Source organism: Bacillus sp. FSL W8-0920 (assembly GCF_038593215.1).
GTDB lineage: Bacteria > Bacillota > Bacilli > Bacillales > Bacillaceae > Bacillus > Bacillus pumilus.
Map to the genome: position 1 here is coordinate 3,790,275 of NZ_CP151974.1, position 24,427 is coordinate 3,814,701.

Sequence of the window (24,427 nt, forward strand, 5' to 3'; positions counted from 1 at the left end):
CATTATATCAATCCTTGTATGAAATAGGGAGAAAGATGACCATATTGTTAGGGAGATATTGAAGGAGGGATTTAATTGAAAGAAGATCAACACCCTAAACCATCTTCAGAGTCAGAAGACACTTTAACAAATCGTCAAGGTCATCCCGTAACAGACAATCAAAATATGAGAACCGTTGGGAATAGAGGACCCACTACGCTTGAAAACTACGATTTCCTAGAGAAAATCAGTCATTTTGATCGCGAACGTATTCCTGAACGTGTCGTCCATGCGCGCGGGGCCGGAGCTCACGGTTATTTTGAAGCCTATGGCACATTCGGTGATGAACCTATTTCTACTTATACAAGAGCAAAGTTATTTCAGGAAAAAGGGAAAAAGACACCTGTTTTCGTCCGTTTTTCTTCTGTCATTCACGGCGGTCATTCGCCAGAAACGTTGCGCGATCCGAGAGGGTTTGCGATTAAATTTTATACAGAAGAAGGCAACTGGGACCTCGTTGGAAACAACCTGAAAATTTTCTTTATCCGAGATGCTTTGAAGTTTCCAGATTTGGTTCATGCCTTTAAGCCTGATCCTGTCACCAATCGGCAGGACGGCGAGCGTATTTTTGATTTCGTTTCGCAATCTCCTGAAGCGACGCATATGGTGACATTTCTCTTCTCACCTTGGGGCATCCCAGCAACCTATCGCCACATGCAAGGCTCAGGTGTCCATGCGTACAAATGGGTGAACCATGAAGGAAAAGCAGTGCTGGTCAAATATCACTTTGAACCGAAGCAAGGGATTCGCAACCTGACGCAAGAACAGGCTCAAGCGATACAAGGTGAAAACTTTAATCATGCCACACAGGATTTATATGAAGCCATTGAGCAAGGAGATCATCCTGAATGGGAGGTCTATGCGCAGATCATGGAAGATGATGCCCACCCTCACCTCGATTTTGATCCGCTTGATCCGACAAAGCTTTGGTACAAGGATGACTATCCATGGAAACCGATCGGACGGATGGTATTAAATAAAAATCCAGAAAATTATTTCGCAGAAGTTGAGCAGGTTGCCTTTGGGACTGGCGTTCTCGTAGACGGTTTGGATTTCTCAGATGATAAGTTGCTTCAAGGGCGCACCTTCTCTTACTCTGATACGCAGCGATATCGTGTGGGACCGAACTATTTACAGCTGCCGATCAATGCACCGAAAAAGCATGTCGCCACGAATCAAAGAGATGGGCAAATGGAATACCAGGTCGATCAAGGCAAAGGACAAAATCCCCATGTGAATTATGAACCATCGATCCTCGGCGGATTAAAAGAAGCCAAGCAGGATGGAAAGGATCATACGCCTTTTGTAGAGGGTAACGTCAAACGGGAAGCCATTGACCGCCCAAACAACTTCGGACAAGCCGGAGAAACGTATCGCCGCTTCAATGATTGGGAACGTGAAGAATTGATTAAGAACTTAGTCAACACCCTTGCGACCTGTCAAACAGACATTCAAGAGCAAATGATCGAAAACTTTACAAAGGCTGACCCTGATTACGGAAAGCGTGTCGCTGACGGCTTAAAAGCTTTTAAACAAGAGCAGCCAAGCGGACCTATAGGATCTACAGGCGCCGCACAAGCTGTAGACGAAGCGATCAACAACAGTACACCATCAGATCCTTATTAAATAAAAAAGAATGCAGCGCCTGGGCTGCATTCTTTTTGTATTCATTGATTAAGCGTTTTGACCTTTTTTGATCCATTCTGCTACATTGACTGTACGTTTTGCTTGATGTTTTGCAGCAGCTTCTGCGTCCTCTTGGATCTTTCCATTTTGATCAACAGTGACACTCACGCCGTAAGGGTTGCCCCCTGCACCGTATAATGAGTCATCTGTGTATCCAGGAGCGGCAATAATCGCTCCCCAGTGGAACATCGTTGTGTAAAGACTGAGAATGGTCTGCTCCTGCCCACCATTTGGGTTTTGTGCAGAGGTCATCGCACTCACTGCTTTGTTTGCCAATTTCCCTTGGAACCATAAGCCGCCAGTTGTGTCTAAGAATTGCTTCACTTGAGCCGGTAGGTTACCAAAACGTGTTGGCATGCTAAAGATGATGGCATCTGCCCACTCTAAATCACTTAATTGAACCTCTGGAACATCCTTTGTTTCGTCTAAATGTGCTTTCCATGCTGGATTTGATGCTACAACTGCTTCTGGTGCCAATTCAGCAACCTTTAATACTTTCACTTCAGCGCCAGCTTCTTTCGCTCCAGCCTCTGCCCATTTTGCCATCTGATAGTTTGTACCTGTTGAACTATAATAAATAATTGCTAATTTTACGTTTTCCATTTGTTCCATCTCCTTTTGTTTGGTTTGCCCAAAAAGCTTCTGTAAAAATCCCATCTATATTCCCTACCTTCATTAAAATTGACGACGATACCATAATGCCGCAGCATCGACTTCTTCTCTCGTTAGCTGATGTCCGCGATTTTCCCAATGTAGTGTGACCGAAGCGCCTGCGCCTTGCAGCAATTGCTCAAGCTCCTGTGATTCCTCTGGACGGCACATTGGGTCATTTTCACCAGCTGCGATAAAGACTTGTTTCCCCGCCAATGAAGGCAATGAAACTCCGCGTCTTGGAACCATTGGATGATGCAGGATCGCTCCTTTTAACGCATCCTCGTAATGGAATAAAAGACTTCCTGCAATGTTCGCCCCATTGGAATATCCGAGAGCGACGACATTGTGACGATCGAACCCATATTCATCTGCTGCTTCTCCGATAAATGTATACAGTTCCTCTGTCCGCTCAATTAAATCCTGCTCATCGAAAACACCCTCTGCTAAACGTCTGAAAAAGCGCGGCATACCGTTTTCCAACACATTCCCTCTCACACTAAGAACGGATGCGTCAGCATCTACTAAATCGGCAAGCGGCAATAAATCTTCTTCCGTCCCGCCAGTACCATGCAGTAATAACAAAACAGGTCTTTGTTCATTCTTTCCTTTTCGAAAAAGATGTTTCATCATAAATCTCCTTTCCCTTTCAACTCTCTCACTTCTATTGGCAGCACAATTTGTTCAATCTGACTGCGCTGCGCTTCATATTGCGGTGGCAGTTTCAATGCTTCACCCATAGTTTCCACTGATTCATCGTGTGCAAACCCTGGAGGATCAGTCGCAATTTCAAATAATATGCCGCCAAGCTCTCTAAAATAAATGGCATTGAAGTAATTTCGATCTTGCACAGGTGTCACTTGATACCCGCTTTGCGCAATATGTCTTTGCCAATCTAATTGATCCTGATCATCTGTCGCTCTCCATGCAATATGATGCACAACCCCAACACCCATACGTCCGCGTGCAACAGGTGTCTTGTTCACATCAATGACATTGCCGACCTCACCAAACGAACGAAATCTCACATAGTCCTCTTCTGCTCCGACTCGTTCAAAACCCATTGTTTGTTCGAGCAGCTGCATCGTTTGCTCAGGCTGTGATGTTAACAAAACAGCTCCGCCAAATCCTTTGATCGCAACATCTGGTGTGACTCCGTTAAATGTCCAATCATTTTGTTTCCCTTCCGCACGCTCTACAAGCTCAATCAACAAGCCGTGTGGATCTTCAAGTGAGAGAAAGGCTTCACCAAAGCGTTCAACCATTTCATAAGAAATATCAAATTGCTCAAGACGTTCCTTCCAGAAAGAGAAAGCGCCTGGCGGTACGACATATGTCGTCACGCCCACTTGACCTGCGCCAATTTGTCCCTTTTGAGCACCTGGCCAAGGGAAAAACGTGATAATCGTTCCCGGAGATCCTCCTTCATTTCCAAAATATAAATGGTAAGTACCTGGATCATCAAAATTCACGGTCTTCTTCACGAGACGAAGTCCTAAAACACCTGCATAAAAATCAACGTTCTCCTGAGGATGCCCTACAATTGCAGTGATATGGTGAATTCCTTCTGTTTTCTTCACTTCTAATGACCTCCTAATCATGAAGTAACAAGCCTCTATTCATTATGTCTTTACTGACGTCTTTATATTATCTCGAATTCGAGATATTAAAACAAAAAAATATATTTATCTCGAATTAAGGATATGATGTTTTTAAATAAAAGTCAACGATTTTTGTTTTTCCTTTTAAAAAAGCAGGTCTGCTTTTGCATAACAGACCTGCTCTTCCATGATTATCGCAGTAATTTTTTCTTTTTTAAATAGGCTTTCGCTACCTGAAATGCATCCTTACCTTTCACATTCACTTCATAATTCATTTCTCTCATCTCATCGTCTGTGATTTGACCACCAAGCTTATTGAGAGAAGCCTCAATCTCAGGGTACTCCGTTAATGTCTCCTGCCTTAACAGCGGTGCTCCTTGATATGGCGGGAAAACATGCTGATCATCATCAAGCACCTTTAATTTGTATTGCCTCAATTCACTGTCTGTCGAATACGCATCGACTAAATTGATATCTCCTTTTTGAATCGCTCGATACCGAAGCTTCGGTTCCATCGTCACTACATCATCAAAGGAAAATTGATAGGTCTTTTGAATACCTCGATACCCGTCCTGTCGATCAGAAAATTCTAAGGTGAATCCAGCCTTTATGCGATTCTTGATTTTAGCTAGATCAGAAATATTGGATACATCATATTGATCAGCTAGCGACTGAGGCACGGCTAAAGCATACGTATTGTTGTAAGCCATCGGCTCAAGAAGGCGAAGCTGAAAGGATGATTCCAAACCGCGCCGCGCTTGCTCATACACTTTTTCTTTATCTGTGCTTTTCGCTGTTTGTTTAAGGAACTCAGAAATTGCAGTACCCGTAAACTCAGGATAAATGTCAATATCACCAGAACGTAAAGCTTGAAAAACAAAAGACGTCTTGCCAAGACCAGGCTTAAGATTGACTTGAATATCCGTATCCTGTTCAATTAAAAGCTTATACATCGAGATCAGAATTTCAGGCTCTGATCCTAGCTTTCCACCGATGGTGATTTCTTTTTTTTCTTGTTGAAAAAGTGCTGGGCCCGCGACAATAGCTCCTGCAATCACAGCAAAAACCGTCACAGAAATCACAGTCTTTTTAAAAGAAATTTTCTCAAACGTACGCAGCACCACATCAAATAAGAGTGCGAGTAAGGCTGCTGGTATAGCGCCAATGACAATGAGTGACATATCATTTCGGTCAATTCCCAGCAAAATCAGACTTCCTAATCCCCCAGCTCCGATCAGTGCGGCAAGTGTGGCAGTTCCCACAATGAGAACCATCCCGGTTCGGATACCTGCCATGATGACTGGCATGGCCAGAGGCAGCTCTACTTTTAATAATCGTTTGCGGTGATTCATTCCCATGGCAAGCGCCGCTTCTCTCAGGGAAGGATCGACCTCCTGAATGCCTGTATATGTATTTCTTAAAATAGGGAGTAAGGCATAAACGACAAGCGCAATAATCGCAGGCACTTGCCCAATCCCAACGAGAGGAATCAGCAAGCCAAGCAGCGCAAGCGACGGGATTGTTTGCAAGACCGCCGTCACCCCAATCACCCATTCTGCAAGCTTTGGCACCCTCGTTAAATAGATACCTAAGGGAATGGCAATCAAAATGGCTAAAAATAAAGCAATAAACGAAATTTGAATATGCTCAAGCAAGGCGTGTCCCAATTGTTCTTTTCGATCCAATAACACACTGATCCAATCATTCATGTGACTCGCCCCTCTCTCTAGGAGAATCAGCTAAAAACTGAATCACCGCTTGACGATTCACTAGTCCAATTCGCTCCCCATCCTTTTCCACAGCCAATTCCTCATGCTTTGCCAATTGGGATAAGACCTCATCCAGCGTGGCATGTGCTGTGGTCGCTTCATAGCCTAAAAGAGACTCATGAGGCATTGGTCTAGCCATGGCCTCTAGCTCAAACGCTTGTTGTCCTACATGGCGAGCAGCACCTGAGACAAACTCCCGAACAAAAGCATTGACTGGGTGTTGAACCAATTCTTCTGGACGACCAATCTGCACCACTTTCCCTTCCTTCATGATACAAATTCGATCACCAAGCCGCATCGCCTCCTGCATATCATGCGTCACGAAAACAATGGTCTTTTGAATACGGCGCTGCAAATCAAGCAGATCATCCTGCAATTTCTCCCTCGTTAGTGGATCTAACGCACTAAATGGTTCATCCATCAGGATAATCTCAGGATCAGCTGCAAGTGCGCGTGCCACACCGACACGCTGCTGCTGTCCACCAGATAGCTCTGACGGCTTCCGATGTCGATACATAGCAGGATCAAGCCCTACCATCTGCATCAATTCATCCACTCGCTTTTTAATCTCATTCCGACTCCATTGCTTGAGCTCTGGCACCACAGCGATATTTTCTTCAATGGTCATATGAGGAAAAAGAGCAATTTGCTGCAGAACATACCCAATATCCCAGCGCAGCTCATACATATCATAATCATTTATATTTTGGCCCTTTATGTAAATCTCACCTTCCGTAGAAGAAATGAGACGATTGATCATTTTCAATGTCGTCGTTTTCCCGCTTCCACTAGGTCCAATGAAAACAAAAAACTCACCCTTTTGAATTTCTAAATCAACGGATTCAACGGCATAACGCTCATCTGAAAATTGCATCGATACCTTCCTAAATTCAATCATCTTCCCACGCCCTGACTGCAATTATTTTCTAGACTACCAATATGACAGATCGACCCCATATTTGTATAGAACAAACTGTCACTTTTACTCTCTTTTACATACTTCCCCTAAGGAGCCCGCCAAAAACAGCTCTAGTCAGTTCGGATGAGATCTTCTTGAGACAATAAAAAAAGCGAAGAGCTCGAGGCTCTCCGCTTTTAAGTCAACGACTTACTCACCAGTAACGTATGGAAGTAATGCCATTTGACGTGATTTTTTAATCGCTAATGTCAATTTACGTTGATACTTAGCGCTAGTTCCTGTTACACGACGAGGTAAAATTTTACCACGCTCAGAAACAAACTTTCTAAGAAGATCAACATCTTTGTAATCGATGTGCGTGATACCGTTAGAAGTAAAGAAACATACCTTACGACGTTTCGCACGACCGCCTCTGCGTCCACCTGCCATTTGTTTTCACACCTTTCCTTTAGTCATTAGTTTTTTCAGATCAATTAGAATGGCAAATCATCATCGGAGATGTCAATCGGTTTACCGTCATTCGCAAATGGGTCATCATTGAAGCTATTTCCCTGATTACGATTTTGTTGGTTGCTTTGATTGCCATATGGATTTTGACTTGGTTCATTTCCGAATGGATTCTGATCGTTTTGGCTACCGCCATAATACTGGCCTCCGCTATTGCCACCGCCGCTGTATCCACCTGAACCAGCACCGCCGCTCTTAGGCTCAAGAAATTGAACACTTTCAGCTTGAACTTCTGTCACGAAGACACGCTGTCCTTGCTGATTTTCATAGTTTCTTGTCTGCAAACGACCGTCTACACCGGCAAGACTTCCTTTTTTCAAGAAATTAGCCACGTTCTCGGCTTGTCTTCTCCAAGTAACACAGTTAATGAAATCGGCTTCACGCTCTCCAGATTGATTCGTAAACGTACGATTCACAGCTAGAGTAAACGTGGCTACAGCCGCACCATTAGGCGTGTAGCGAAGCTCAGGGTCTTTTGTTAGTCTTCCGACCAATACAACACGGTTTAGCATATTGAAAGACCACCTTTAAATATATATTTCAATGATTTATACTTCTTCTTTAACAACAATGTGGCGAATGATATCGTCACTGATCTTAGCTAAGCGGTCAAATTCTTGAACTGCTGCAGCGTCAGATTGAACGTTTACGATTTGGTAGAAGCCTTCACGGAAATCGTTGATTTCGTATGCAAGACGACGTTTACCCCAATCCTTTGTTCCAGTGATCTCCGCACCGTTTGAAGTTAACACGTTATTGAAACGCTCGATAACTGCTTTTTTAGCCTCATCGTCAACTGTTGGGCGGATGATGTACATAACTTCGTACTTTCTCATCTGATTGCACCTCCTTTTGGTCTAAGCGGCCCTATACGGGCAAGGAGCAATAAATTATATTACTCACAATTGTATATTATAACAAATTACTTGGCCTATGACAAGAACCTATACATTAAAACGGAAATGAATGACGTCTCCATCTTTCACTACATATTCTTTACCTTCTAGACGGACTTTTCCAGCCTCTTTTGCAGCAGACATGCTTCCACCAGCAAGTAAATCTTCATATGCAACCGTTTCAGCACGAATAAACCCACGTTCAAAGTCCGTATGAATGATTCCAGCACATTCCGGTGCCTTCATTCCCTTTTTAAACGTCCAAGCGCGTACTTCCTGCTCACCTGCTGTGAAATAAGTAGCTAAACCAAGAAGTGAATAAGATGCTTGAATCAGCTGATCTAGACCTGACTCTTTGATGCCAAGCTCTTCAAGGAACATTTGCTTCTCTTCTCCTTCAAGCTCTGCAATTTCAGACTCGATCTTCGCACATACGACGATGACTTCAGCATTTTCACTAGAAGCAAACTCACGGATTTGCTGCACATATTCGTTGCCGTCATGATCTGCTACTTCATCCTCACTCACATTTGCTACATAAAGAACTGGTTTAGATGTGAGTAAATGAAGCTGTTTCACAAGCTTTTGCTGCTCATCTGTAAATTCTACAGATCTTGCCGATTTCCCAGCTTCAAATGCGTTCATTAGCTTCGACAAAATATCAAATTCAGCTACCGCTTCCTTATCCTTTTGTTTTGCAAGCTTACTCACACGAGCCAAACGTTTTTCAACTGTTTCTAAATCAGCCAAAATCAACTCTAAATTAATGGTTTCGATATCTGACACAGGGTCAACCTTACCTGATACGTGTGTGATGTTATCATCTGCAAAAGCTCTCACCACGTGACAGATCGCATCTACTTGACGAATGTGAGAAAGGAATTTATTCCCTAAACCTTCACCTTTTGAAGCTCCTTTGACAATACCGGCAATATCAGTGAATTCAAAAGCAGTCGGAACTGTCTTTTTCGGCTGCACCAATTCTGTTAGTTTTTGCAAACGTTCGTCTGGAACTTCTACAATTCCGACGTTTGGATCAATGGTACAAAACGGATAGTTAGCAGACTCCGCTCCAGCCTGTGTAATTGCATTAAATAGCGTTGACTTCCCGACGTTAGGTAAGCCAACAATACCAGCTGTTAAAGCCATTCTTTCATCTCCTCTATATCAAACGTGCTCGTTATACTGCGTAATATGAACCTAGAGCAATTATAAGTAGGTTTACATGAAAAGACAAGCTAACCGTTATGCATTATCAATAGAAGAAACATTGCCAAAAAGAATAAATCAATCCTTCAAAACGGGAATTTGCATCTAATTCTTCTATACAAAAGAAGAATTTCATCAAAAAAGCATGAGGCCTACTTAAGCAGTTGGCTCCTCATGCTTGACGAGAATTTTCTTCATTTTTCGTTCAAAGTCTCTTCTTGGGATCATGACGCTATGCCCGCAGCCTTCACATTTAATGCGAATATCCATGCCCAACCGAATCACTTTCCACCGATTGACACCACATGGATGGGGTTTTTTCATTTCAACGACGTCATGTAACCCAAACGCTTTGTCTGCCATCAGCTTTCACCTCTCTTGCTCACTTCATTGAATCTATTGTACAAAAAAACGGCGATGAAGAGCAATGCACAAAGCAAAGACCCTCTTTCAATCGTTCATCCTATTCTTTTTTATAGAAAAAACCCTTCTTTTAGATCATTTTATTTGTGACCAATAGTTACTTAAACTCCGCTTTTTTTCAATATTGTCACAAACACCGTAGGTCAAAAGGTTTTTATTGGTAGAACGCTGTGGTTTTTCCATATTTTTTGATTTATGATATCTGCATAAATGTTATGTGAGGGAGCAGGTACGATGGTCAATCGAAAGGATAGATTAACTGATAAAGAATATAAAATCATATCCGATCATGCTGGAAACATAGACAATTACCAGCAGCACCATACGATAGAAATAGGTCAGCAAACGCTCACTGTCCATGATTTTCTCAAGGTCGATCATCAATTATATGGTTTAACGATGCAGCCTGAACAATCAGACGAGTTCATCGTCGCTTTTCACTGTCCGATGCCAAAGCAAATGCCGGTGACCTCGCCACAAGATGTACACACCGCGGCACAGTCATTGCTCAAAACGGATTATGCCTATCCCATTGAAAGGAAGTCCCTTGATAGCAATCAAGATCATGTCTTTTTTAAAGGGAAGGAATACATAGAGCAAGTCAGCCAGAAGCATCCCAATGCAGGTATCTATCTCACTGGACAAGCCCTTGCCGGTGCTGTTTGTGCTTATGTTGCGACAGAACAGCCAGCTGTCAAAAAAGCCGTCACCTTTGATAGCCCAAATATATGGAGCAGTCTGGCGCCTTCGATTCAGCAGAAAGCGCAGCAAGGTCAATATAAACGGATCTTGACTGAATATATTCAACCCAGTCATTATGTAGGTTTACTCAATCGCCATGATCATGGAGTTGGTCAAGTGAAGTACACCGTACCGCCAAGGCAGCAAGGCGACGTCCAAGAATCCGTTAAATATAAACAAAGAGAAATTGACACCTTTTTAAAATCAGCTTTTGCGTCTATGAATATAGAATGGAACGAATCCTTTGATACAAATGCCTTTTTAGCTCTTATTTCTGGGAGTTTAAAAGGAAATGGGTATTCATTCCACAAAGATGGATCTGCCCGGATTTTAGATGAACAGCTTGATCATAATACAAGTTTTACAGCCTTGCTGTTGCAAGAAATCCATTCTGGACGTGCATATGCACAAAGCGGTCTAGAAATTATCATAAAATCCCATTTACTGAAAAATTCATCCTACGATCTCCAAAGTGTGATTGAACATGAAGTACACACTATATTTGATAAAATCGATGGGATCGATGAAAGTGTAAAAGACGCCGTCCAGCATGTAAAACAAGAGCTCAAAGGACTCGTCGGCTTTGGCCACTATGATTTATTAAGTTCAAGTGATGTGGAAGCATTGGTAGAAGAAGTGAGGATGGAACAACATCATTCCTCCTTTTATTCACACGAAAAACAACTGAATGCCCTGTACACCTTGAGAGATTACGAACAAGAACTTTCTTCCCTTTCAAGACATATGTACACAATGGGTGATGATTACGCCAAGGCAGATAGGCGCCTTGCGATGCAAATGGGTATTCATTAAGAAAGGAGTCGCCGCATGATCAATCAAAATAAACCTCCTAGTGACGCCCAGCGTTTCTTGCAAAATGTGAGTACCCGCCGATCCATGTCTGTATTTGAAAATCAATCGGCACCACAAACGCAAACGCAGTCCCCAGAAGAAATAGCCGCAATTCAGGCCCTACGAAGAGAAGGACAGCGAAAAGATCTAAAACGGCTGCTCAAAATGCGACTGCATGACGAATTAGCAAACACTCGCGTGCACTTGGAGTATCAATTGTCTAAAACCGAAGACATGATCAACCAGACGACCATTGTCAAGCAACACATCTCCCAGCATTTAAAGGGACAAGCCATTTCAGAATTAGAGGAACGCCTTCAGCGTCTCAAGCAAATGCCAGTCTATGATGATATCAAAGACGCCATTGACTCTATTCGGATAAAATAAGCACAGCTCTGACAAAGAGAGGTGCTTATTTTATTTTATCAATATAATTTTTAGGGCGAGAAAATATCTTTTTACTTAAAATCGGATATAGCATTAAACAGACAAGCAAATAAAGATTCAGCAAGCTGTATATCGGATACAAGAAAGCAATTAAATCGGCAAACCCAAGAGATGTTAAAGGCGCCATCAACAGAAGCATCACGAGCACAACCAGCCAGCGAGGCAATGGTACAAAAGAGAGCATTCGGCTGGATAAACCAAATAAACCTGCCGCTGTCGTCGTATAAATAGCTAGACAAAGGACAACGGTCATAAACACAAACAATGATGTCGGCGCTCCTTCTAATACTGTAAACAAAGGAATGCCTTCTGCTGATAGGCTCCCAGAAATATCAACCAGTATTTCGTTATACACGTACGAGATGACCCCAAAAATCAGGCCGCTTAATATACTCGCCACTTTTGCCTCGCCAAGCCCCTTCATTTCTTTTCCAACCGAAGACAGCACTGCGACTACAGATAATATATTCAAAGAAGCAAAGACAATGCTGGCAGGCCAATTGTACTGCTGCCCAAAATCAATCCGCCACATATGATCATGGTTCATATAATAAAAAACAAATGCATAGATGAGCCCCGCCACCAAAATTGGTATAATGAAAGCATTCACAGATAAAAGCCCTTTCACATCCCAGAAAAAAATCATAAATGAAAACAGACAAAATGCACCGATGCCAATCCAAAATGGCACATGATACATCTCGAGTGTCACCCCGCCACCGGCAATCATGACTGTCGTTGTCGTGAATAAATAAAGGACAATTAAAACATCATACACTTTAGCCAGCCATGGACCGACAAGCCGCTCTAGCACTGGCACAAAGTGATCGGCACGTACCTCATAACTGATTTTCAACACCACATAGGTAGACAGCATAAACATCAATGTAAACAGTAGAATGGCTAGTCCACTATCAATGCCAAAAAACTGCCAAATTTCTTGGCCGGAAGCATACCCCGCTCCTATTAAGCTTCCTAAAATTAAAAGCGTCCACCTTGAACCAGCCTTCCACACAATCATCACCTCATAGGTATAGAATTAAGCTTGTTTCCGTATACTGTTACTAACTACTATGACAAGGAAGTGAGACCTATGAATAGCAAGAACGGTCTTTTTTTTAGAAATAGGGTGAAAGAATACGTGTCCCATACGGATACAAACGCCATTCAACAGCTTAAAAGTATTTTATTCTCGCATCTTCAGAAAGCAGGAAAAAGACCCGTTGCCATCGTTTGTATTGGAACAGACCGCTCAACTGGCGACTCTCTAGGTCCACTTGTTGGTACAAAGCTTTCAGGTCTTGATTTGAAAAAGCTTCATGTATATGGCACGCTCTCTGACCCAGTTCATGCGGTCAATTTAAAAGAAAAGCTCGCCGAAATTGAACAAGCTCATAAACATCCGTTTATTGTAGCGATTGATGCCTGTTTAGGAAGAGTGAAAAGTGTAGGCTCCTTCCAAATTGGAGATGGACCGTTAAAGCCTGGAGCGGGCGTACAAAAGGAGCTGCCAGAGGTAGGAGATATTCATATTAATGGGATCGTCAATGTGAGCGGCTTTATGGAATACTTCGTTCTCCAAAACACACGCCTTCATCTTGTCATGTCTATGGCCAATACACTTTCTGAAAGTCTATCTCATATTGATCAAATGGATTGGACAAGAGAAAAAAGCCGTTCTCTCTTCGCTCCTATTCAAAATATCACTGGGAGAATATAAAAAAGACCATCTCGTATCAAGATGGTCACTCTGATGATTCTCTTGTAGAAAGCAATTCGAGGATTCTTTCTAAATCTTCGTTGGAGAGAAATTCAATCTCTATTTTTCCTTTTTTCTTCTGTTTCTTGATCGACACTGAAGTGCCAAAGTAGTTTTGTAAGAAAGACTCTCTTTCTTTCAACACTCGATCCTTTGGTGCTTCTTTTTTCTTTGTTTCACGTGGAACATTTTCGTTTAATTGCTGAACAAGTTTCTCAACCTGACGTACGTTTAACCCCTCGTCCACAATTTTCTTTACCAATGGCGCCAGCTTATTTTTGTTTTTCAAGCTAAGCAATGTTCTTCCATGACCCATCGATAACTTTCCATCTGCAATCAGCTTTTGTACTTCATCCGGTAAAGTCAAAAGACGGAGATGGTTCGCAATATGCGGTCTGCTCTTCCCTAATCGCTTCGCTAATTCCTCTTGCGTCACACTTAAGTGATCTAGTAAGGAAGCATAGGCTTCCGCTTCTTCTAATGGAGATAAATCCTCGCGTTGCAGATTTTCTAAAAGGGCAATCTCTCTCATCAGCGTTTCTGAAAATTCTCTGACGATAGCAGGAATCGTTGTCAGACCAGCTTGTTGTGCTGCACGGAAACGACGTTCACCTGCTACAATGTCATATCCTTTAATCGATTTACGGACAATGATTGGCTGTAAAACACCGTGCTGCTGAATGGATTCTTTGAGATCAGACAATGCATCTTCATCAAACGTTTTCCTTGGCTGATACGGGTTTGGACGCAAATCCTTTATTTTGATTTCTTCAACCGTTTCTTCATTTGAGTCTACAGTGTTAAATAGTGCATTAATACCCTTTCCAAGACCTTTAGCCATTCGCATCCACTTCCTTTGCTAAGTCTAAATAGACATCTGCACCTCTTGAACGTGGATCATACAAGATAATCGGTTTCCCATGACTAGGCGCTTCACTCAGTCTTACATTTCGCGGAATCACGGTCTGATAGACTTTATCTCTAAAGTATTTCTTCACTTCTTCGATGACTTGAATCCCAAGATTTGTTCGTGCATCAAGCATTGTCAGCAGGACACCTTCAATTGCGAGATCCGTATTTAAATGTTTCTGCACGAGACGAACGGTGTTTAACAACTGGCTCAATCCTTCAAGCGCATAATATTCGCACTGTACCGGGATTAAAACGGAATCGGATGCTGTTAACGCATTAATCGTCAGTAATCCGAGTGATGGCGGGCAGTCAATAATCATATAATCATAATTTTGCTTAACAGATTCAAGTGCTCTCTTCAATCTCACTTCACGTGAAATCGTAGGCACAAGCTCTATTTCAGCCCCTGCAAGCTGTATCGTCGCAGGAATGACATCAAGATTTTCGACCTCTGTCGTCTTAATCACATCAAGAACATCTGCATCATCAACTAAAATATCGTACACGCACTTCTCTACGTCGGCCTTCTCAATCCCAATACCACTCGTGGCATTGCCCTGCGGATCAATATCAACTAACAACACTCGTTTACCTATGTATGCTAAACACGCACTCAAATTAACAGAAGTTGTCGTCTTCCCGACGCCGCCCTTCTGGTTGGTAATCGCTATGATTTTTCCCACGATGTCACCCACTTTCAACTTAACAAGTTTCTCATTCATTCATACTTCCTATTCTATCAAAAAAAGTATGAAACGTTTGCTTTTTTTGTTTCTCCATTATATATTCGTCAGCAAATGTCTATTTTCGTACATGAAAAGACGAACTTAAACGTAGTAAAAAATATATCAATATATCTTTTTGAAGAAAAAGATATGCATAAAAAACCCTCACTTCCATCATAAGTGAGGGGCACTTGTCAAAAATGTAATCCACCAATTGTACGGCCTTCGTTCACAATAATCTTAGGGGTCACCGTTTTATAGCTTCTCTTTTTTAAGAATCCATAGGGGGTCTTAATGGTAAATGTCGCATGTCCTACAGCATCGCCTGTTTTGGCATAGGCCTGCCACACAATCTTTGAACAATAAGTCGGGTCCAGTGATTGAATAGACATGGTGATGGAGTATCGAGCCTTTGGATGAGCTTTCACATAATCGCGCGCCCATTCCCCAGCTAGGTCTGCTGTTTTCTCTTGATTAATACGAATGACCTTTGTATTGGCATTATAGCGAAACCAGTTAAGAATGGAATCAAGCTGAGGATGCTGTCGAAACCCTGGAATAGAAGCAAAGCTCTTCTCATTAATGACGATACCTGCATGTCCAACGATGCCCTTCAAAGCATCAGTGTTTGTCACCAATATATCCCCTTTTTTAGGCAAAATATCGGTACCAGGATACGGCTTTCCTAAAAGGCGCTTGATGGTGTGCTGCTTTTCATCCGTCACAAACTCATCCTGCTTGTTTTGTTGTAAGCCATAAGCCTTCAAATGATCGCCAGCTGAAATCAGGTCAATTGTGTCGTCCTGAGACTCATGCTCATGATTTAATTGATCTAAAGTGATCTCCTTCGAAACAACACCTTGTTTCTTCAGGACGTTCAGTTCTTTTTTGGTCAGCGGACTTTCTTCTGCAGGAACCGTTGGCGAATTCACAGCAAATGTGGTTGTTTCATTTGTAAAAAGAGAAAAAGAAAATAGTAAATAACAAATAATAACAAAATTCGTCTTTTTCATTTTCATCGAGTCATGTCACCTCCTTTCCTCTATGAAAATCATATTTTACCAATTTGTGAATAATAAGTAAATATAAAGTAGAACCAATAAAAAAAGCTGACGAGTGGCTCTCATCAGCTTTTTTCTATTTAGGAATCCGAATTGTTAATTGGATATATTCCTCAAATTCTTCTTCCTCGGTATTTATTTTAAGCCCGCTGTCTTCTACCATATGGAGAGACTGACGAATGGTATTCATCGCAATTCGTGTATCACGACTAAACGCCTTACGTTTTGGCTTCGGTTTGCGATCTGTTTTTTGTTCAAGCATTTTCACTACACGCTCTTCAGTCTGTTTTACATTCAGCTGTTTTTCGATGATTTCCTGCAATAGCGCGATTTGTAATTCTGGAAGCTTTAGGGGTACAAGTGAACGTGCATGCCTTTCAGAGATTTTTTTCTCTAGGATGGCCTGTTGTACCTCTTCAGGCAACTTTAAAAGTCTTAATTTGTTTGCAACAGTTGATTGTCCCTTACCTAGACGCTGAGCAAGCGCTTCCTGTGTTAAATCATGAAGCTCTAAAAGACGTGCATAGGCATGAGCCTCTTCAATAGCAGACAGCTCTTCTCTTTGCAAATTTTCAATCAATGCCACAGATGCCGTTTCCGTATCAGTAAAATCTTTTATAATAGCGGGGATTTTCTCCCAGTGAAGAGTCTGTACCGCTCTCCAACGTCTTTCGCCGGCGATCAGTTCATATTTTCCTTCTTCTTCTGTCGGTCTGACAACAATAGGTTGGATAATGCCATGGGTATGAATCGTCGTGGCCAGCTCATGTATCTTTTCTTCTGAAAAAATGGTGCGTGGCTGAAAACGGTTTGGCATAATTGTGTCGACCGGGAGCTCCTGTATCTCTTCCTTTAATGTATCATGCTCAGCAATCTCTGCCTCTATTTCGGTTTCACGCTCAGGATGTTCTTTGTCACCAAGCCCGAAGAAGCGTGAGAGTGAATGCTTCATGAACCTACACCACCTTTAAAAACTACCTTTTTATAATTCTATTTTCTCATGTTTTTTCCTTCTGTAAAATCTTAAATATTGAAGAAAAACCGACCTTTTACATGATCAACCTTCTATTGGTGATTTATTAGGTGTTCCTGGTTTTCTAGGATATTTTTTTGGTGTTTGCTTTTTCTTTTCAATGACAATGATGTTCCGTTCGCTTTCTTCTAAAGGAAGGACAAAGGAATGCTTTTCAACAACCTCTCCTCCGAGGACAGTAACGGCTTTCTTCCCTGCTTGCATTTCTTCATCAGCAGCAGATGCTTTTAATGCCACAAACAATCCTTCCTTTTTTACAAGGGGCAGACATAGTTCGCTCAAGACGGATAAACGCGCAACCGCTCTAGCAGTGACAAGATCATAGCTTTCACGCTTTTCCTTACGTTGTCCAAATGTCTCCGCACGATCATGATAAAAAGTAGTATCTTGTAAGTTTAACCCTTTTGCTAACTCATTGAGAAACGTAATTCGTTTCTGAAGAGAATCAACAATGGTCACATGTAGATGAGGGAAGCAAATTTTAAGAGGAATGCTTGGGAAACCAGCACCAGCTCCTATATCGCAAATCGTCGTTACTTTGTGAAAATCAATGAAAAATGATGCGGAAATTGAATCATAAAAATGCTTTAAATACACTTCTTCCTTTTCAGTAATGGACGTCAAATTCATTTTCTCGTTCCATTCTACAAGCATGCGGAAGTAAGTTTCAAATTGTTCAAGCTGCACAGGAGAAAGAGTCATCCCTTTCTCCTCTAGTGCTGCTGTAAATTGTTCAATGTTCATGCCGACATCCTTTCTATTCTGCTATCTTCGCAATACGTCCCTGCTCTAAATATACTAAAAGGATAGAAATATCAGCAGGGTTAACGCCTGAAATACGAGAAGCCTGTGCAACAGAAAGCGGTCGGACTTCTTTCAGTTTTTGTTTCGCTTCAGTTGCAATTCCTTTGATGGCATCATAATCAATACGATCAGGAATCTTTTTGTTCTCCATCTTTTTCAGCTTTTCAACTTGTTGGAGTGACTTTTCAATATAACCTTCGTATTTAATTTGAATCTCTACCTGCTCACACACATCAGAAGGAAGCTGTGTTTCAGCAGGAGCTAACTTCACAACTGATTCATAGTTCATTTCTGGACGCTTCATCAAATCACTTGCACGAATACCGTCCTTCAGCTCACTTCCACCAAGTGAACGAATAAATTCTTGTGTCTCTGCTGTGGGTTTAATGATGACAGAATATAAACGTTTTTTCTCTGCTTCAATGGCTTCTTTTTTCTGCTGGTATGCCTGGAATCTTTCTTGAGAAATTAATCCAATATGATAGCCAAGTTCAGTTAATCTTAAATCCGCATTGTCATGACGAAGAAGCAAACGATACTCTGCACGGGATGTCAAAAGACGGTAAGGTTCATTTGTTCCCTTTGTGACAAGGTCATCAATGAGAACACCGATATATGCATCAGATCGGCTTAAAATGACTTCTTCTTTACCCAATGCTTTTCTTCCTGCATTAATACCTGCCATAATCCCTTGACCTGCTGCTTCCTCATAGCCTGACGTACCATTAATTTGGCCGGCTGTATATAATCCAGAAATTTTCTTCGTCTCAAGTGTAGGCCACAACTGAGTAGGCACAATTGCATCATACTCAATGGCATAACCCGCTCTCATCATTTGTACATTTTCGAGCCCTGGGATGGTGGAAAGCATGCGCTGCTGTACATCCTCTGGAAGACTTGTAGATAATCCTTGAACATACACTTCCTGCGTATTACGACCTTCTGGCTCTAAGAAAATTTGATGTCTTGGTTTGTCATTGAAACGAACCACTTTATCTTCAATGGAAGGGCAGTATCTAGGACCAGTTCCTTTAATCATACCTGAATACATTGGAGAACGGTGAAGATTCTCATCAATAATTTGATGTGTTTCTAAACTCGTATAAGTTAACCAGCATGGCAGTTGATCAGTAATATATTCAACCGTTTCATAGGAAAACGCCCGCGGAACGTCATCACCTGGTTGAATTTCTGTTTTACTATAGTCAATCGAGTGACTATTCACTCGAGGAGGTGTTCCTGTTTTAAAGCGAACCAAATCGAATCCTAACTCTGCTAGGTGATCCGATAATTTGATGGATGGCTGCTGGTTATTTGGACCACTTGAATAAGATAGATCCCCTAAAATAATGCGGCCTTTTAAGAAAGTCCCAGTCGTTAATACAACAGACTTCGCACGATAGTTTGCTCCTGTTTGGGTAACGACACCTTTACATTCATCATCTTCTACAATTAAATGATCCACCATCCCTTGAAGCATTGTCAGGTTCGGTTCATTTTCCATTGTTTTTTTCATTTCATGCTGATATTGGAACTTATCTGCTTGCGCTCTTAACGCACGGACAGCAGGTCCTTTCCCCGTATTCAGCATGCGCATTTGGATATGCGTCTTATCTATATTTCGTGCCATTTCTCCGCCCAGTGCATCAATTTCTCTAACGACAATCCCTTTTGCAGGACCGCCTACGGACGGATTACATGGCATAAAAGCAACCATATCGAGGTTGATAGTCAATACAAGTGTTTTGGCGCCCTGTCTTGCAGAAGCAAGAGCAGCCTCAACCCCAGCATGACCGGCACCCACGACGATGACGTCATAATTGCCAGCTTCATAACCCATTTCTTATGTTCCTCCCTTTACTTTCCTAAACAGAATTGAGAGAATAACTGATCAATCAAGCTTTCATGAACAGCATCTCCTATAATTTCACCGAGCTGTTCCCAGCAGCGTGTTAAATCTATTTGAACAATGTCGATCGGTACGTCCATTGCAATTCCTTCAAGAGCATCCTCAATTGACTGTTTTGCTGCCTGAAGTAAGGCAATATGCCTTGTATTACTTACATACGTTAAATCTCCACTTTCAATTGATCCAGTGAAGAACAGTGATTGAATCGCCATTTCTAGCTCATCAATGCCCTTTTCTTGTAATAATGATGTAGTGACCACCGGACGATCCTTCGCTAACTGCTTGACCTTTTCTACATCAAGCTTAGGCTCAAGGTCTGTCTTATTCACAATTACGATGATATCCATACCTGAGACAGCCTCAAAAAGCTTAATATCTTCTTCTGATAATTCTTCGCTATAATTGAGCACAAGTAAAATCAGGTCAGCTTCTTTTAAGACCTGTCTAGATCGTTCAACCCCTATACGCTCAACAATGTCCTCAGTCTCACGTATACCCGCAGTATCGACTAGACGGAGGGGTACACCTCTTACATTCACATATTCCTCAATGACATCTCTCGTAGTTCCAGGAATATCTGTGACAATCGCCTTTGTTTCCTGTACAAGACTATTCAGCAAGGAAGACTTACCAACATTCGGCCTTCCTATAATTACAGTGGATAAGCCCTCTCGAAGGATTTTCCCCTGCTGAGAGGTCGAGAGCAGCGACTCAATTTCTTTTTTGACCGATGTCGCTTTTTCCACTAAAACGCGATGTGTCATTTCTTCAACATCGTCATACTCTGGGTAGTCAATATTGACTTCAATATGCGCCAGTGTTTCTAGGATCTCGCCGCGCAGTCGCTGAACCAAACCGGAGAGTCGTCCCTCCATTTGAGTGATTGCTACATTCATCGCACGATCCGTCTTTGCCCGAATCAAATCCATGACAGCCTCTGCTTGCGATAGATCTATTCTTCCATTTAAGAAAGCACGCTTTGTGAACTCACCTGGCTCCGCTAATCTTGCTCCTTCTCTTAAAGCAAGCTGCAATACTTTATTGACCGTTACAATTCCGCCATGGCAGTTAATCTCAATAACGTCTTCTCTCGTAAATGTTTTTGGCGCTCGAAGTACTGACACCATGACCTCTTCTATTACTTGATCAGTCTTTGAATCCACGATATGACCATAATGAATGGTATGAGAATCCACTGATACAAGTTTTTTCTCCTTAGACCCTTTATACATCCGATCAGCGATCTGTACCGCTTCAGGCCCACTTAAACGAATAATCGCAATTGCTCCTTCACCCATCGGTGTCGAAATGGCTGCAATTGTATCCATCGCTCAATCACCTCTTTCTCTACTTAATAGACAGTCTTTTATCTATTAAATGGACGTTGTCCATCTCTATATCAAAAACGCTTAATCCAAAATTTAAAGATACCATAAATGAAAGCGAAGTGAAAGTATCCTCCATCTAATTATCCACAGCTTGGCATCCTATCTATTTTAACACTTAACTTATCCACATGTGAATAACGACGTTCTCAACTCATCTTCACATCTTACACCGAAACCCAATAAATTTAAACGCCCCGATGCCTTTGTTTACTTGTGAAAATAGCATTTTCCACTCAAATTACACCCTAACTTTTTAGAAATAAAGGATGAATCTTCTATAGAAACACAATTTTTCAATAAAAAAAGACTAAAATCCAGCTTTGCTGAATTCTAGCCTTTCTGTTATTTTTTATACAGCACCACAACATGACGCTTGCTGCCTGTATCTTCCGATGCCGTTGCTAGTTCTTTAGAAAAAGCAGCGATCGTATCATGAATTACTTTTCGTTCGTTCGAAGGCATTGGTTCTAAATGAACCTTTCTCTTCGTTTTTAAAACTTTGTTTGCTGTCTTGACGGCATATTGTTCAAGTGCTTCTTGTCGCTTCTTCCTATAATCTCCAATATCAATGGTAATATGATGATACTGATCAGAATAGCGATTAAACACTAACTGTACCAAGGTTTCTAAAGAGTACAAAGTTTGACCTCTTTTTCCAATCATTAATGACGTTTTATCTCCATCAATGTGGAAAGAAATCTTTTTCGGTTCCTGTTTGGAAACAATCTTCGCTTTAGGATCAATTGATTTAACAATATTATCTAAATACTGTGTAGCTAATTTAAGAGCATTTCTCTTTTCTATCAATTTGACTACAGCTTGTCTTTTGCCAAATAATCCTAAGAACCCTTTATTTCCTTCATCAACTATTGTGATATCTACTTCTTCTTTTAGAAGCTGCATTTGTTTAAGTCCGGAATCTACTGCTTCTTCGATTGTGCGACCGACAGCAGTTATTTCCTTCATTTTTTATTCCCGCCAGCTTTTTCTTTTGTATCTAATTTTACTTGAGGAGTTTTAATCACTAATGTTTGGATGATCATGAAAATGTTACCTACAACCCAGTACAATGAAAGTGCTGCTGGGAAACTAATAGCAAATACAATGATCATAATCGGCATAACCCACAGCATGATCGCCATTTGAGGGTTGTCCGAAGGATTTCCAGCCATCATCAGTTTTTGCTGAATGAAAGTAGCTACCCCCGCAATGATCGGTAATAGGAACAATGGATCTGGACTGCCTAAGTCAAACCATAAGAATGTATGCTTTTTAATTTCTGCTGTTCTCATAATCGCATGATAAAAACCGATTAGGATTGGCATCTGAATTAAAATTGGGAAACAGCCAGCCAATGGATTGACGCCATTCTTTTGGAAAAGGGCCATTGTTTCCTGCTGAAGCTGCTGCTGAGTTTTTTGATCTTTAGAGCTATATTTTTCACGAAGTTTTTTCAATTCAGGCTGCAATGCTTGCATTGCTTTTGTACTTCTTAACTGCTTAATCATTAATGGTAAAATGAGCAAACGGATTAACAGTGTCACAATAATGATCGCAACCCCGTAGTTTTCACCAGTCAAATTTGCCATGTACGTGATTAATTGAGATAGCGGGTAAACAATATATGAGTTCCAGAATCCCTTACTATCTGATGTGATTGGTTCATTAATCTGTGTACATCCTGCCAATAGAACCAATGCGCCAATCAAGCTAAATATTAGTAATAATCGCCTTTTCAACAAGATTCCTCCCATTACTTCAAACTTTATTTAAGTTGGAATTGATTACGAAAGTGACTCACCTAATCAGTATGGTAACATTTTTTCATTACAAAGTGGTGGTTTCATTTTAATTCACTAGATGAAGGAAGCGCTTTTAAAAATTGATTCAACGAAAGTTTCTATTACGAAGACTTTTTCGGTTGTTGTTGATAAACAGCAGATTTTCTAAATAAATGTTGGAGAGACTTTTTTGTTTCTTCAAAGGTCAATTCACTTGCTGGTTTTCTTGCAATGACAATGTAGTCTTTTTCTTGCTTTAACTTATGACCTTCCTCTAAAAACACCTGGCGGATCAGTCGTTTAATTCGATTTCTCATCACTGCATTACCAATCTTCTTACTGACAGACAATCCTAAACGCAGTTCATCTTGATCTGGTTGATCCAGCTGGTAAATAACGAATTGGCGGTTCGCCATTGATTGACCTTTTTTGAACACCTTTTGAAACTCTTCATTTTTTTTTAGCCTGTTTCGCTTCTTCATGTTTTCTTCCACTCCGATAAAAACTGACAGTTCAATTACGATTTTATGTAAAAAAGACCACTGACATTATTCAGTGGCCTAAGCTGATAATTTTTTTCTACCTTTGCTGCGGCGTCGCTTTAAAACTAGACGTCCGTTTTTAGAACTCATACGGCTGCGGAAGCCATGAACTTTACTACGCTTACGGTTATTTGGTTGAAACGTTCTTTTCATTTATGACACCTCCCTGAGGAATAGCTGTTTAAGACAGTCTAACTCATTATATTTGTGTAACCCATCGATTGTCAATATCAATGATAAAACTCTTATTATCAACCTTATAAGCATAACATAATTTATCAAACGAAGAAACCTTCTTTTTCAGTTTCCAACATTTTATTCTTTTTTTCCTCCTAAAAAGCCTCCAAAACAAGGGTGTGGATATTTTTCCGGCATATTTAGACTATCCACATCCATTATCGACATTTTTTTCACACAAATAACCGATGTGGATAATTATTTTTCAACAGGATGTAAAGTGTGTGGATAAGTTTGTGACACCCATTGCACCATCTCGTTTATTTTGATATTATATTTGTGTTTTAACTCTTAATTACTTATCTGACCTATTTGCGTTATCCACATTCTGTGGATAAGCTGTGGAAAGATATTACACAGGTTGTTGAATTGTTTATCCACAGGCTGTGTAATTTGTCGAAAAGACGTTTTTCTACTATATTATTTGTTTTCAACAATGTATGTGCACGAATGGTGATGACCATTTGCTCTTTTTCGTGTTCTATAACAGTTTGATACTGGTCATTTTAAAAAGAAAAGGAGGGGGGAGAAGACTT

26 protein-coding genes are annotated in these 24,427 nt (G+C 41.2%); 4 read left to right on the forward strand and 22 right to left on the reverse strand.

Annotated elements, in window-relative coordinates; genetic code table 11:
- Window positions 1-75: 75 nt before the first annotated feature.
- A complete protein-coding gene (gene katX / locus NSS78_RS19435) occupies window positions 76-1,665 on the forward strand; it encodes a catalase KatX (RefSeq protein ID WP_268459977.1) in 1,590 nt (529 codons plus the stop codon).
- Window positions 1,666-1,713: 48 nt separating this feature from the next.
- On the opposite strand, the gene wrbA is transcribed toward katX, so the two are convergent.
- The 10 genes from wrbA to NSS78_RS19485 all read right to left on the reverse strand — a co-directional run bounded on the left by wrbA (window position 1,714) and on the right by NSS78_RS19485 (window position 9,640).
- Window positions 1,714-2,382, reverse strand: coding sequence for an NAD(P)H:quinone oxidoreductase (gene wrbA, locus NSS78_RS19440; RefSeq protein ID WP_212046507.1), 669 nt, complete (start codon window positions 2,380-2,382; stop codon window positions 1,714-1,716).
- Window positions 2,383-2,400: 18 nt separating this feature from the next.
- Entirely contained in the window at window positions 2,401-3,009 is a 609-nt protein-coding gene (locus tag NSS78_RS19445) for an alpha/beta hydrolase (RefSeq protein ID WP_034620304.1), read from the reverse strand.
- Window positions 3,006-3,977: a ring-cleaving dioxygenase gene (locus tag NSS78_RS19450; RefSeq protein ID WP_249118366.1), complete on the reverse strand. Its 972-nt coding sequence runs from the start codon at window positions 3,975-3,977 to the stop codon at window positions 3,006-3,008. The genes NSS78_RS19445 and NSS78_RS19450 overlap by 4 nt, the downstream gene beginning before the upstream one ends.
- Before the next feature lie 191 nt (window positions 3,978-4,168).
- Window positions 4,169-5,686, reverse strand: a complete 1,518-nt coding sequence (gene opuFB, locus NSS78_RS19455; RefSeq protein WP_212046505.1) for an osmoprotectant update ABC transporter permease/substrate-binding subunit OpuFB — start codon at window positions 5,684-5,686, stop codon at window positions 4,169-4,171.
- Complete coding sequence (locus NSS78_RS19460) at window positions 5,679-6,644, reverse strand: ABC transporter ATP-binding protein (RefSeq protein ID WP_212046504.1); 966 nt, start codon at window positions 6,642-6,644, stop codon at window positions 5,679-5,681. Before NSS78_RS19460 ends, opuFB begins: the two co-directional genes overlap by 8 nt.
- Window positions 6,645-6,854: 210 nt before the next feature.
- Entirely contained in the window at window positions 6,855-7,094 is a 240-nt protein-coding gene (gene rpsR, locus NSS78_RS19465; protein WP_008347556.1) for a 30S ribosomal protein S18, read from the reverse strand.
- Between the two features lie 44 nt (window positions 7,095-7,138).
- Window positions 7,139-7,684, reverse strand: a complete 546-nt coding sequence (gene ssbA / locus NSS78_RS19470) for a single-stranded DNA-binding protein SsbA (protein WP_003215157.1) — start codon at window positions 7,682-7,684, stop codon at window positions 7,139-7,141.
- A 36-nt stretch (window positions 7,685-7,720) separates the two neighbouring features.
- Window positions 7,721-8,008, reverse strand: coding sequence for a 30S ribosomal protein S6 (gene rpsF / locus NSS78_RS19475; RefSeq protein WP_003215073.1), 288 nt, complete (start codon window positions 8,006-8,008; stop codon window positions 7,721-7,723).
- Between the two features lie 108 nt (window positions 8,009-8,116).
- On the reverse strand, window positions 8,117-9,217 hold the full coding sequence (gene ychF / locus NSS78_RS19480; RefSeq protein WP_003214682.1) for a redox-regulated ATPase YchF: 1,101 nt from the start codon (window positions 9,215-9,217) through the stop codon (window positions 8,117-8,119).
- A 216-nt stretch (window positions 9,218-9,433) separates the two neighbouring features.
- A complete protein-coding gene (locus NSS78_RS19485) occupies window positions 9,434-9,640 on the reverse strand; it encodes a DUF951 domain-containing protein (RefSeq protein WP_012011910.1) in 207 nt (68 codons plus the stop codon).
- A 294-nt stretch (window positions 9,641-9,934) separates the two neighbouring features.
- Between NSS78_RS19485 and NSS78_RS19490 the strand changes: the two genes are divergently transcribed.
- Both NSS78_RS19490 and NSS78_RS19495 read left to right on the forward strand, forming a co-directional pair.
- Window positions 9,935-11,254, forward strand: coding sequence for a hydrolase (locus NSS78_RS19490; protein ID WP_212046503.1), 1,320 nt, complete (start codon window positions 9,935-9,937; stop codon window positions 11,252-11,254).
- Window positions 11,255-11,269: 15 nt separating this feature from the next.
- Complete coding sequence (locus tag NSS78_RS19495; RefSeq protein WP_003215287.1) at window positions 11,270-11,680, forward strand: hypothetical protein; 411 nt, start codon at window positions 11,270-11,272, stop codon at window positions 11,678-11,680.
- A gap of 25 nt (window positions 11,681-11,705) precedes the next feature.
- On the opposite strand, the gene NSS78_RS19500 is transcribed toward NSS78_RS19495, so the two are convergent.
- Entirely contained in the window at window positions 11,706-12,761 is a 1,056-nt protein-coding gene (locus NSS78_RS19500; protein WP_003214632.1) for a hypothetical protein, read from the reverse strand.
- Window positions 12,762-12,833: 72 nt separating this feature from the next.
- On the opposite strand from NSS78_RS19500, the gene yyaC reads away from it, so the two are divergent.
- Window positions 12,834-13,460 carry a spore protease YyaC gene (yyaC, locus tag NSS78_RS19505; protein WP_003215235.1) on the forward strand — a complete coding sequence of 209 codons (627 nt, stop codon included), beginning with the start codon at window positions 12,834-12,836 and terminating at the stop codon, window positions 13,458-13,460.
- 25 nt (window positions 13,461-13,485) lie between these two features.
- On the opposite strand, the gene NSS78_RS19510 is transcribed toward yyaC, so the two are convergent.
- The 11 genes from NSS78_RS19510 to rpmH all read right to left on the reverse strand — a co-directional run bounded on the left by NSS78_RS19510 (window position 13,486) and on the right by rpmH (window position 23,807).
- Window positions 13,486-14,340, reverse strand: a complete 855-nt coding sequence (locus tag NSS78_RS19510) for a ParB/RepB/Spo0J family partition protein (RefSeq protein WP_003214953.1) — start codon at window positions 14,338-14,340, stop codon at window positions 13,486-13,488.
- On the reverse strand, window positions 14,333-15,094 hold the full coding sequence (gene soj, locus NSS78_RS19515; RefSeq protein ID WP_034620351.1) for a sporulation initiation inhibitor protein Soj: 762 nt from the start codon (window positions 15,092-15,094) through the stop codon (window positions 14,333-14,335). Before soj ends, NSS78_RS19510 begins: the two co-directional genes overlap by 8 nt.
- A gap of 236 nt (window positions 15,095-15,330) precedes the next feature.
- The gene (locus tag NSS78_RS19520; protein ID WP_212046502.1) at window positions 15,331-16,155 is read right to left on the reverse strand and encodes an orthopoxovirus pf05708 family protein; all 825 of its coding nucleotides are present in this window, start codon (window positions 16,153-16,155) and stop codon (window positions 15,331-15,333) included.
- Window positions 16,156-16,273: 118 nt separating this feature from the next.
- Window positions 16,274-17,149 (reverse strand): nucleoid occlusion protein, encoded by an 876-nt coding sequence (gene noc, locus NSS78_RS19525; RefSeq protein ID WP_003214896.1) that lies wholly within the window; start codon window positions 17,147-17,149, stop codon window positions 16,274-16,276.
- A gap of 105 nt (window positions 17,150-17,254) precedes the next feature.
- Window positions 17,255-17,974, reverse strand: coding sequence for a 16S rRNA (guanine(527)-N(7))-methyltransferase RsmG (gene rsmG, locus NSS78_RS19530; RefSeq protein WP_003215161.1), 720 nt, complete (start codon window positions 17,972-17,974; stop codon window positions 17,255-17,257).
- A 13-nt stretch (window positions 17,975-17,987) separates the two neighbouring features.
- Window positions 17,988-19,874, reverse strand: a complete 1,887-nt coding sequence (mnmG, locus tag NSS78_RS19535; protein ID WP_342468256.1) for a tRNA uridine-5-carboxymethylaminomethyl(34) synthesis enzyme MnmG — start codon at window positions 19,872-19,874, stop codon at window positions 17,988-17,990.
- Window positions 19,875-19,891: 17 nt separating this feature from the next.
- Window positions 19,892-21,271 (reverse strand): tRNA uridine-5-carboxymethylaminomethyl(34) synthesis GTPase MnmE, encoded by a 1,380-nt coding sequence (gene mnmE, locus NSS78_RS19540; RefSeq protein WP_050944676.1) that lies wholly within the window; start codon window positions 21,269-21,271, stop codon window positions 19,892-19,894.
- Window positions 21,272-21,673: 402 nt separating this feature from the next.
- Window positions 21,674-22,297, reverse strand: a complete 624-nt coding sequence (jag, locus tag NSS78_RS19545; protein WP_003215074.1) for an RNA-binding cell elongation regulator Jag/EloR — start codon at window positions 22,295-22,297, stop codon at window positions 21,674-21,676.
- Window positions 22,294-23,076 (reverse strand): YidC family membrane integrase SpoIIIJ, encoded by a 783-nt coding sequence (spoIIIJ, locus tag NSS78_RS19550; protein WP_095117972.1) that lies wholly within the window; start codon window positions 23,074-23,076, stop codon window positions 22,294-22,296. Before spoIIIJ ends, jag begins: the two co-directional genes overlap by 4 nt.
- Window positions 23,077-23,234: 158 nt before the next feature.
- Entirely contained in the window at window positions 23,235-23,594 is a 360-nt protein-coding gene (rnpA, locus tag NSS78_RS19555; protein ID WP_335353056.1) for a ribonuclease P protein component, read from the reverse strand.
- 78 nt (window positions 23,595-23,672) lie between these two features.
- Window positions 23,673-23,807 (reverse strand): 50S ribosomal protein L34, encoded by a 135-nt coding sequence (gene rpmH, locus NSS78_RS19560; protein WP_008360908.1) that lies wholly within the window; start codon window positions 23,805-23,807, stop codon window positions 23,673-23,675.
- Window positions 23,808-24,427: the final 620 nt, after the last annotated feature.